Genomic DNA, 9,953 nt, shown 5'->3' on the forward strand with positions numbered 1-9,953 from the left:
GGGACGTCCCCGAGCGGCTGGCCTTCTTCGAGCGGATGCGGGTCTGGATGCAGGCCTGCTCCTCGGACTGATCAGTTCTTCGGGCTGATCAGTTCTTCGGGCTGGTCAGTACTTCGGGCTGGTCAGTTCTTCGGGCTGATCACCGCGAACCGGGCGCCCTCGCGGTCCCGCAGCCGGGCCACCCGCCCGTACGGGGTGTCGAAGGCCGGGCCGATCGCCCCGCCGCCCAGCTCCACGGTCCGGGCCAGCGCCCGGTCGGTGTCCGGGACGGCGAAGGACACCTCCCAGTGCGGCGGCGTCCCGGCCGGGCCGCCCGCCTGCTCCTTGGCCAGCGCGGCGACGCTGTGGCCCTCGGCGCGCAGCACCACCCGGTCGTGCTCCCAGCGGACGTCGAAGCGCTCCGGGTCGCGGCCGTCCCAGCGGAACACCTCGCCGTAGAACAGCGCCGCCGCGAACGGGTCCGGGGTGCGCAGCTCGATCCAGACCGGCGCCCCGGGCAGGTCCAGCTTCCGGGCCCGGCCCAGCGGGCCCTCCCAGATGCCGAACGCCGCGCCCGCCGGGTCGGCCGCGAAGGCCACCCGCCCGGCGTCGAAGGCCAGCGGGCCGACCGCCAGGGTCGCGCCGCGCTCGCGCACCGCGTCGGCGGCGGTGTCGGCACTCTCCGTCCCGAAGTAGCTGGTCCACGCGAGCGGGATCGCCCCACCGCAGGCGGCACCCAGCCCGGCCACCGCCTCCCCGCCGGTCACCGCGTGCACGTACGGCCCGAAGCGGTCCGGCCTGGACTCGAACTCCCAGCCGAGCAGCGGCCCGTAGAAGCCCTTGGCGTCCTCCAGGTCCCGGGCCATCAGGCTCACCCAGCACGGTACGGCCGCCACACAGCGCACCCTGGCGACCGTCTCACCGCTGCCCATCGCGAACCTCCTCCACCCGCCCGACCGCCGGGCCCCTCCCGGCTCCGACGGCCCACCGGCCGCCCGGGACACCCACACCCTAGGCCGCCGCCCGCACCGCCCCGGGGAAGCCATGCCCGGGATCAGCGCACCCAGTTCTTGAGCGGCTCGGTGTCCAGCGAGATCCCGACGGGCTCGGGAAGCCGGACGGCCTTCCCGAAGGGCAGCGTGTGGACGGTCTCGTAGCGCACGCCGTCGGGCTGGCTGTGGACGACGACCTCGGCGGAATCCCGGTCGATCAGGAGGTAGACGGGAATCCCGGCCTCGGCGTAGGCGCGGGGCTTCTCGACGCGGTCGCGGCGGTCGGTGTCGGAGTCGTACGAGGTGACCTCCGCGACCATCAGGACCCCGCTGGTCGGCGCCCAGTCCCCGCACCCGACGAAGGCGTCGGCATCCGCGAGTGTGCCGTCAGGGCGGGCGCGCCCGTCCCGGTAGCCCTCGAGCTTCAGCCCTTGATCGTGCAGGTAGAGCTCCGGCCGGGCCTGAATGCAGCGTCGCAGGAGCCACTGGACGATGCGGCCGTGGTCGCCGTCTGGCACGGGCTTGATCCCCAATTTCCCGTTGATGAACTCCAGCCGGATGCCTTCGACGGTTCGGCCCAGGTGTCGGGCGAACTCCTCGAACTGCTCGGGCAGCATCTGCGGGCGCTCGGAGATCGCAGTCACGGGCCTTCCTCCTTCGCCTGGACACCCTTCGGGTCAACGAGGTCCCCGACGAGTGGTTACGGGCCGTTCTGGACCGACGATAGCCGAGCCGGCCGACCCATCCCACGGTGTGGCGCAGGTCACGTCGGGAGGGGAAATTCCGGGGACGGATTCCCCGTTTCCGAGTACGTTGGCAGAAGCGGGGAGAATTTCCCCGGTATCCTGATGAGGAGCAGTCGTCGTGACCACCACCGCCGAGTCGGCCCGTCCCGCCGGGAGTGTGCGTACGCCGAAGTTGCGTGCGGACGCGAGCCGGAACCGGGAGCGGATCGTGCTGGCGGCCCGGGACGTGTTCGTCGAGCACGGTGCGGACGCGCCGCTGGACGAGATCGCGAAGCGGGCGGGGGTCGGCAATGCCACGCTGTACCGGAACTTCCCGGACCGGGTGGCGCTGATCCACGAGGTGGCGGTGTTCGTCAAGAACCGCATCCTGGCCCTCGCCGAGACGGCGACGGCCGAGGCGAACGGTCCTGACGGCGGCGGCCCGTTCGACGCCCTCCAGCGGTTCGCGCACGCGTCCGTCGGGGAGAAGGTCGGCGGCCTCTGCCCCTTGTTCAGCAACCACGTCGACCCGTTCGACCCGGAGCTGACCGAGATCCGGGAGCGCCTGCAGGCCGCCGTGGGCGGGCTGATGGAGCGCGCCCGGGCCGCGGGCGAGCTGCGGGCCGACGTCGACCACGGTGACCTGTTCATCGCGATGAGCCAGCTGACCCGGCCGCTGCCGAACACGTCCTGCCTCGTGCTCGACGAGTTCGTCCACCGGCACCTGCAGATCTTCCTGGACGGCCTGCGCGCGCCGGCCCCTTCGGTCCTGCCCGGCCGGGCCGCGACCTTCGAGGACCTCCAGCCCCAGAACTGACCCGACCCACCAGTACCGACCACCGGCACCGACCGCCCGGCTGCGCGCCGTCGCGCCGCCGCGCCCCGGCACGCCCTGCCACCGCACCCCGCCCGCACAGCGACCCGTCGTCGCCGTACGGCGCTCGACCGTTCACGCACACCGCACGCACACCACACGCACCGTGAAGTGAGTACCCCATGCCCCGAACCGACGCCCGACCGGCGACGCTGCCCGATCCCCGGCGCTGGAAGGCGCTGATATTCATCGGCCTCGCCCAGCTGATGGTCGTCCTCGACGCGACCATCGTGAACATCGCCCTGCCGTCCGCACAGCAGGACCTGGGCATCTCCGACGGCAACCGCCAGTGGGTGATCACCGCCTACGCGCTGGCCTTCGGCGGCCTGCTGCTGTTCGGCGGCCGGATCGCGGACCTCTGGGGCCGCAAGCGGACCTTCATCGTCGGCCTGACCGGCTTCGCCCTCGCCTCCGCCCTCGGCGGCGCCGCGGTCAACACCGCGATGCTGCTCGGCGCCCGCGCCCTGCAGGGCGTGTTCGGCGCGCTGCTCGCACCCGCCGCGCTCTCCCTGCTCGCGGTGATGTTCACCGAGGCCCGGGAGCGCGCCAAGGCCTTCGGCATCTACGGGGCGATCGCCGGTGGCGGTGGAGCCATCGGCCTGATCCTCGGCGGCCTGCTCACCGAGTACCTGAACTGGCGCTGGACCTTCTACGTCAACATCCCGTTCGCCATCGTGGCCGCCGTGGGCGCCGTCATGGTGATCCGCGAGCCCGCCGAGGGCCGCAACCGCAACAAGCTGGACGTCCCCGGCGTGCTGCTGGTGACCGCCGGCCTGGTCTCGCTGGTCTACGGCTTCACCCGCGCCGAGTCCGCCGGCTGGTCGTCCGGCAGCACCATCGGGCTGTTCGTCGCGGCCGCCGTACTGCTGGCCGCCTTCGTGCTGGTGGAGCTCCGGGTCAAGGCCCCGCTGCTGCCGCTGCGCGTGGTGCTCGACCGCAACCGCGGCGGGGTCTACCTGTCGCTGGGCATGGCCGTGATCGGCATGTTCGGTCTGTTCCTCTTCCTGACCTACTACCTGCAGATCGTGCTCGGCTACAGCCCGGTGCTGACCGGCGTGGCCTTCCTGCCGATGGTGGCGGGCATGATCACCGGCTCGACCCAGATCGGCGCCCGGCTGATGACCCGGGTCCCGGCCCGCTACCTGATGGCGCCCGGCTTCCTGGTCGCCTCGGCCGGCATGTTCCTGCTGGCCCACATCGGCGTGGACAGCTCCTACCCGGCGCTGATCCTGCCCGGCCTGGTCCTGATGGGCCTCGGCATGGGTACCGCGTTCATGCCGGCCATGAGCCTCGCCACGCACGGCGTCCAGCCGCGCGACGCGGGCGTGGCCTCGGCGATGGTCAACACCTCGCAGCAGGTCGGCGGCGCCATCGGCACCGCGCTGCTGAACACCATCGCGGCCAGCGCGACCACGAGCTGGCTGGCCTCGCACGCCACCGCCGCGGCCGCCTCGCCGGAGGCCGCCAAGGCGCTCCAGTTCCAGGGCATGGTGCACGGCTTCTCGACCGCGATCTGGGTGTCCTTCGGGATCCTGGTGGCGGCCGCCGCGGTCGCCTTCACCTTCGTCAACGCCGGCCGGCCCGGTGGCGCGGCGGGCTCGGGGACGGGCGCGGTGAAGGAGAACGAGGTGCCGGTGCTGGTGCACTGACCCCCCAGGGGTTCTCGGGTGCGTACGCGGCCCGTCCGGTGTCCTCCACGGCACCGGGCGGGCCGCTCGCCGTTTCCGGGGCGGGCCGCTCGCCGTTTCCCGGGGCGGGCCGCTCGCCGTCTTCCGGCCCGGCAGGAGGAGAGGGGAAAGCGACCCCGGGTAGAACTGGGGATCACTCCCCGATTAGGGTGGGCGCCAGTGCGAATCGGGGACTCCTCCCCGTTTCCTTCGGACCGAGGTGCGTGCACATGACCCGGAATCAGAGCCCTGGGCGGGGGCAGCGGGCCGCCGACTGGGCGGACGGCCGGCTGGGGATCTACACCCTGGCCAGGACGAACCTGCGGAAGATCTTCCCGGACCACTGGTCCTTCATGCTGGGCGAGATCTGCCTCTACACCTTCCTGATCATCATCCTGACCGGTGTCTGGCTGACGCTGTTCTTCAAGCCCAGCATGGGCGAGGTGATCTACGACGGCTCGTACGTGCCGCTCAAGGGCGTCCCGATGTCCGAGGCCTACGCCTCCACGGTGGACATCAGCTTCGAGGTGCGCGGCGGCCTGCTGATCCGGCAGATCCACCACTGGGCGGCGATCGTCTTCGTCGCCGCCATGTTCGTCCACATGATGCGGGTGTTCTTCACCGGCGCGTTCCGCAAGCCGCGCGAGGTCAACTGGGTCTTCGGCTTCCTGCTGCTCTTCCTCGGCATGCTGGACGGCTTCTTCGGCTACTCCCTGCCGGACGACCTGCTCTCCGGCACCGGCATCCGGTTCATCGAGGGCGCGATCCTCGCGGTGCCGCTGGTCGGCACGTACGTCCAGATGTTCCTGTTCGGCGGGGAGTTCCCCGGCCACGACATCGTGCCGCGGTTCTTCACCATCCACGTGCTGCTGGTCCCAGGCATCATGCTCGGCCTGCTGGTGGCGCACCTGATCCTGGTCTTCTACCACAAGCACACCCAGTGGGCGGGCCCGGGCAGGACCGAGAAGAACGTCGTCGGCATGCCGCTGATGCCGGTCTACATGGCCAAGGCCGGCGGGTTCTTCTTCCTGGTCTTCGGCATCATCGCGCTGGTGTCGGCGATCGCGACCGTCAACCCGATCTGGGCGTACGGCCCGTACCGTCCGGACCAGGTCTCCACCGACGCCCAGCCCGACTGGTACATGGGCTTCGCCGAGGGCCTGATCCGGATCATGCCCGGCTGGGAGATCGGGCTGTGGGGGCACACCCTCAACCTCGGGGTGCTCGTGCCGTTCACGCTGTTCCCGCTGGTCCTGGGCGCCATCGCGGTCTACCCGTTCGTGGAGAGCTGGGTGACCGACGACAAGCGGGAGCACCACCTGCTCGACCGGCCGCGCAACGCGCCCGTCCGCACCGCGCTCGGCGCCGCCTGGATCAGCGTGTACCTGGTGGCGCTGGTGGCCGGCGGCAACGACCTGATCGCCACCCACCTGCACCTGTCGCTCAACGCCATCACGTACGCCGCCCGGGTCGGCTTCTTCGTCGTCCCGGTCGTGGTCTTCGTCGTCACCAAGCGCTGGTGCCTCGGCCTCCAGCGGCGGGACCGCGACAAGGTGCTGCACGGGCGCGAGACGGGCGTCATCAAGCGCCTGCCGCACGGCGAGTTCACCGAGGTGCACGCCCGGCTCTCGCCGCGGGAACTGCACCGGCTCACGGCGCACGAACAGCCCCGCCCCCTCGAACTGCCCGCCCCGGTGGACGAGAATGGAGTGGCCCGCCCGGCGGGGGTGCTCACCCGCACCCGGACCCGGCTCTCCCGCGGGTTCCACGGCGAGAACGCGCAGGTCCCCAAGCCCACCGCCGAGGAGTTCCGCGAGATCACCGAGGGCCACGGGCACTGACCCGCACCCCCCGATGGCACAGGGAGGACAGGTGCACCACCGAACCGACCGGCTCGCCGACAGCCGGTACCTGCTGCTCACCACCTTCGACGAGGACGGCAGCCGCACGGAGTCGCAGCTCTGGGTGGTGCCGGACGGCTCGGCGCTCGGGGTCTGGACCCCGGCCCACTCCGGCGAGGCCGAACGGATCCGCCGCCACCCCCGGGTGCTGATCGGCCCCTGCGACGCCCACGGGCGCCCCACCGGCCGCCGGGTCCCGGCCCGGGCGCGGCTCTGCGACGCCGACGACACCGCGCGCTACCGCACCTCGCTGATCAACAAGTACGGCCTGACGGCGCTGATCGCGCTGGCCCGCAGCCGGTTCCGGGTGGGGCTGGCGGGGACGGTCGGCATCCGGATCACGCTCAGCGAACTGGAACAGCGGCTGGTCGGCCCGGAGTGGCAGCCGCCGTCCGACTACTGCGTCAACTGACGGGTCGTCGGTCTCGCCGACGTGCCGTCGAGTGCCGGGGCCCGGGAAGGGCGACCCCGGCACTCGGCGGTTCCGGGGCGGTTGCGGACGCTCGTCTCGGACGCTCGTCTCGGAGGCCTGTCTCGGACGCTCGTCTCGGAGGCCGTCTCAGACGATCGTCTCGATCGCGCTCGTTTCGGAGGTCGGTCCCGGACACTCGTCCTGGACGCTCGTTTCGGAGGCCCGTCTCGATCGCTCGTTTCGGACGCTCGTCTCGGACGCTCGTCTCGGACGCTCGTCTCGGACGCTCGTCTCGGACGCTCGCCTCGGAGGCCCGTCTCGGACGCCGGGTCAGGACAGCGGGTGGGTCGGGACCGGACTGACCTCCTGGATCTCGCCGTGGGCCTTGGTGAGCAGTTGCGAGGCGAGCTCGTTGAGCGCGCGGGCCCCCGCGATCTCCTCGCCGACCCTCAGCTGTTCCGGGTCCGAGGGGTGGCGGCTGCTGTAGCCGTGGGCGCGCAGTTCGGTCCCGTCGCTCAGCCGCAGCAGCGCGGCGGCGCTGGTCCGCGGCCCCTCTTCGCGGAACTCCATCTCGATGTGCCAACCGACCAGAGTCTGCATGGCGGATCACCTCCATCGGTTACTCCTCCAGGGTGCGCCGCCCCCACCGCGAACACCAGGCCAGCCGCTCCGGGCGGCACCGGGGGTGGGATTCGGAGCCAGGGCCGGGACCGAGTTGAACGCGTTCAAGGCGGCCGCGTAGAGTCGGCGACGCAAGCATTTGAACGCGTTCAAGGGGGTGTGCCCGCGATGGGGAAGGGCACCACGGAACTGGTCGACCTGCTGATCCTGCTCGGCATGGGCGCCGTCGTCCCGCTCGGCCTCGCCCTGGTCGACGAGCCCGGGCTCGCCCGGGTCCGCCGGCTGTGGCCGATCGCCGCCGTCCCCGGCGCGCTCTCGCTCTGGCTGCCCCGCGGCGGCCTGGCCACGGGCTGCGCCGCGCTCTACGCGCTCGGCACCCTGGCCGTCGCCCTGCACGCGCCGCTGCGGCTGGCCCGCACCCGCTCGCTCGCGCCCGCCGAGGTCGCGGTGCTCACCGCGCTCGCCGCGCCCTCGGTGGCCGGGGTCGCCCTGGTCGCCGAGCGCTCCGGCTACCCGCTGTTCGGCTTCGAGCCGCACATCCTGGCGCTCACCGTCCCGCACTTCCACTACGCGGGGTTCACCGCCGCCCTGGTCGCCGGACTGGTCTGCCGCGCCGCCCGCCCGGGCTCCAGCGCGGCCCGCTGCGCGGCGCTCAGCGTTCCGGCGGGCACCCTCCTGGTGCTGGCCGGGTACTTCCTCGGCAACTGGTGGCAGTTCGCCGGGGCCGCCGTGCTGACCACCGGCATGTGGTTGGTCGGCCTGGTCACCTGGCGCGAACTGCGGCCCCGCGGCGGCGACCGGACCACCGCCCGGCTGCTCGCCGTCTCCTCGGCCGTCCTCGCGCTCACCATGGTGCTCGCCCTGTGGTGGGCGCTCGGCCGGGCCGCCGGACTCCCCCACCCCACCCTGGCCTGGATGGCCGCCACCCACGGCGTGGGCAACGCGGTCGGCTTCGCGCTCTGCGCCCTGCTCGCCTGGCGCCGGATCGCCGCGGACCGGAACGCCACCGTCACCACCGCCGCCACCCCGACCGAGGCCCCGGAGGCCGCCCGATGAACGACTACAGCTACCCCGAGCAGGGCGCCAGCCGCACCGGCGAGCTGCCCGCCGGCTACCACCACCTGCGGCACAGCGCGCTCATCGGCCACGGCCGCCCCGCGCTGGCCGCCGCCGGCGCCGCCTTGCTCGAATGGCGGATGCACCGGCTCGCGGGCGTCCGGATCGACGCCGAGGCGGACCGGGCGGCCCCGGGCGTCGCCGTGCACTGCGCCATCGGCCTCGGCCCGCTGCGGGCCGGCGCCCCCAACCGGGTGCTGGCCACGGTCGACGGCCCGGACCGGTACGGCTTCACCTACGGCACCAGGGCCGGGCACCTGGCCCGGGGCGAGGAGACCTTCCTGGTCGAGCTGGCACCCGACGGGCGAGTCCGGTTCTCCGTCACCGCGTTCAGCCGCCCGGTCGCCCGGTACGCCCGGCTGGCCGGCCCGCTGCTCCCGCTCGCCCAGCGCGCCTTCGCCCGGCGCTGCGGGCGCGTGCTGGCCCGGATCGCGGCCGACGCCGGGTGAAAACCGCTGGTCGGACGGTGGTCCGGGCAGGATGATCGGCGGATGATGTCGATCCGACCGGTCCTGGAGATCTTCGCCCCCGACGGCTTCGCGCTCTGGCCGACGGGCCACCACGAGCCGTACGGAAGCCTCACCCTGAACGGACGGCTGACGCCGGCCGAGGTGGGCACGGCGGTGTGGCTACTGGCCGACCGCAACGACGTCGAGCCCGACCCCGAGCAGGCCGACGAGCGCGGGCCCCGGCCGACCGACCCAGTGGGCGCCTTCCTGCACGGGCTGCTCACCGAGCCGGACCCGTACGCCCCCGGCGGCCTGGTGGTGACCGACTCCGCCACCGGCGCGGTCTTCGAACCGGGCTGCTGCAGCGGCCTGGAGGACTGGCGCGGCTGGCTGAACGTCACGGACGGCTCCGGCACCGCCTGGTTCGGCCACGACCCCGACGCCCGAGCCGAGCGCGTCGGCCGGGTCGTCCGGCTGACCCAGGACGCCGGGTTCGGCGAGGACCGCGACGGCGCGGCGGCCGAACCGCCGGGCACCGAGCAGCCGGTGATCGAGCTGCCGGTGGACGAGCTGCGCCGACTGCTCGCCGGGGCCGAGCGGGACCTGCGCGACTTCCTCGCCCTGGCCTCGAGTTGGGCCGAGGAGCAGCTGCCCGGGCACGCCGCCGCCGTGACCGCCGCGCTCGCCCGGGCGCTGGACCTGGAACCGCCGGCATGACCAGCTTCCACACCCACCGGGCCCGGGTACACGACGCCTCGCTCCCGCCGTACCGGCGGCACAGCGCGCTGCGGACCTGCCTGACCCGGTTCGCCCCGTACGGCCTGCGGGCGACGTACCACCACCTCACCGTCAGCGCGCGGGTGCCGCGTCGGCTGGAGACCGACCCGGAGGCGCTGGTCCGCGCGGTGGAGGAGCTGCACGAGGCGCGCGAGCTGTGGCGGGCCCGGGCCGAGGAGTACGCGGAGCAGCGCCGGGCGCAGAAGCGGTCGGGGCGTCGGCTGCCGCCGGAGACGGCCTGGTGGCACCTGCGCTGGTGGGGCTCGCCGGACGCGGCCTGGCAGCACGACCCCTTCCTGCACCCGCCGTTGAGCCTGCCCGACTACGTCCGGCGGCAGAACGCGCTGCTGGACGGCGCCGAGCTGCCGGGCTGCCCGGCCTGCGGGGAGCAGGGCCCGCCGGTGGCGGTCCCGACCGGCCAGGGGGGGCCCGGGGCCGAC

11 protein-coding genes are annotated in these 9,953 nt (G+C 73.2%); 8 read left to right on the forward strand and 3 right to left on the reverse strand.

The window, feature by feature from the left end; all coding sequences use genetic code 11:
- Positions 1-122: 122 nt before the first annotated feature.
- Entirely contained in the window at positions 123-911 is a 789-nt protein-coding gene (locus ABZW03_RS29555; protein WP_355264811.1) for a VOC family protein, read from the reverse strand.
- Between the two features lie 122 nt (positions 912-1,033).
- Positions 1,034-1,615: a Uma2 family endonuclease gene (locus tag ABZW03_RS29560; protein ID WP_355264814.1), complete on the reverse strand. Its 582-nt coding sequence runs from the start codon at positions 1,613-1,615 to the stop codon at positions 1,034-1,036.
- A 220-nt stretch (positions 1,616-1,835) separates the two neighbouring features.
- Here ABZW03_RS29560 and ABZW03_RS29565 point away from each other — a divergent pair, with 220 nt between their 5' ends.
- From ABZW03_RS29565 to ABZW03_RS29580, 4 genes are all read left to right on the forward strand, one after another.
- The gene (locus tag ABZW03_RS29565; RefSeq protein ID WP_355264817.1) at positions 1,836-2,513 is read left to right on the forward strand and encodes a TetR/AcrR family transcriptional regulator; all 678 of its coding nucleotides are present in this window, start codon (positions 1,836-1,838) and stop codon (positions 2,511-2,513) included.
- Between the two features lie 179 nt (positions 2,514-2,692).
- Complete coding sequence (locus tag ABZW03_RS29570) at positions 2,693-4,219, forward strand: MFS transporter (RefSeq protein ID WP_355264820.1); 1,527 nt, start codon at positions 2,693-2,695, stop codon at positions 4,217-4,219.
- A gap of 248 nt (positions 4,220-4,467) precedes the next feature.
- Positions 4,468-6,078 (forward strand): cytochrome bc complex cytochrome b subunit, encoded by a 1,611-nt coding sequence (locus tag ABZW03_RS29575; protein ID WP_355264823.1) that lies wholly within the window; start codon positions 4,468-4,470, stop codon positions 6,076-6,078.
- A 31-nt stretch (positions 6,079-6,109) separates the two neighbouring features.
- Positions 6,110-6,550 carry a PPOX class F420-dependent oxidoreductase gene (locus ABZW03_RS29580; RefSeq protein WP_355264826.1) on the forward strand — a complete coding sequence of 147 codons (441 nt, stop codon included), beginning with the start codon at positions 6,110-6,112 and terminating at the stop codon, positions 6,548-6,550.
- 330 nt (positions 6,551-6,880) lie between these two features.
- Here ABZW03_RS29580 and ABZW03_RS29585 read toward each other — a convergent pair whose 3' ends face one another.
- Complete coding sequence (locus ABZW03_RS29585; RefSeq protein ID WP_355264829.1) at positions 6,881-7,150, reverse strand: DUF1876 domain-containing protein; 270 nt, start codon at positions 7,148-7,150, stop codon at positions 6,881-6,883.
- A 189-nt stretch (positions 7,151-7,339) separates the two neighbouring features.
- Between ABZW03_RS29585 and ABZW03_RS29590 the strand changes: the two genes are divergently transcribed.
- From ABZW03_RS29590 to ABZW03_RS29605, 4 genes are all read left to right on the forward strand, one after another.
- Entirely contained in the window at positions 7,340-8,227 is an 888-nt protein-coding gene (locus tag ABZW03_RS29590; protein ID WP_355264832.1) for a YndJ family protein, read from the forward strand.
- On the forward strand, positions 8,224-8,736 hold the full coding sequence (locus ABZW03_RS29595) for a DUF1990 domain-containing protein (protein WP_355264835.1): 513 nt from the start codon (positions 8,224-8,226) through the stop codon (positions 8,734-8,736). Before ABZW03_RS29590 ends, ABZW03_RS29595 begins: the two co-directional genes overlap by 4 nt.
- A 42-nt stretch (positions 8,737-8,778) precedes the next feature.
- On the forward strand, positions 8,779-9,453 hold the full coding sequence (locus ABZW03_RS29600; RefSeq protein ID WP_355264838.1) for a hypothetical protein: 675 nt from the start codon (positions 8,779-8,781) through the stop codon (positions 9,451-9,453).
- On the forward strand, positions 9,450-9,953 hold a 504-nt coding region (locus ABZW03_RS29605; protein WP_355264841.1), incomplete at its 3' end, for a hypothetical protein. The genes ABZW03_RS29600 and ABZW03_RS29605, both read left to right, overlap by 4 nt.

It is taken from the genome of Kitasatospora sp. NPDC004799, assembly GCF_040609095.1.
Classification (GTDB): Bacteria; Actinomycetota; Actinomycetes; order Streptomycetales; family Streptomycetaceae; genus Kitasatospora.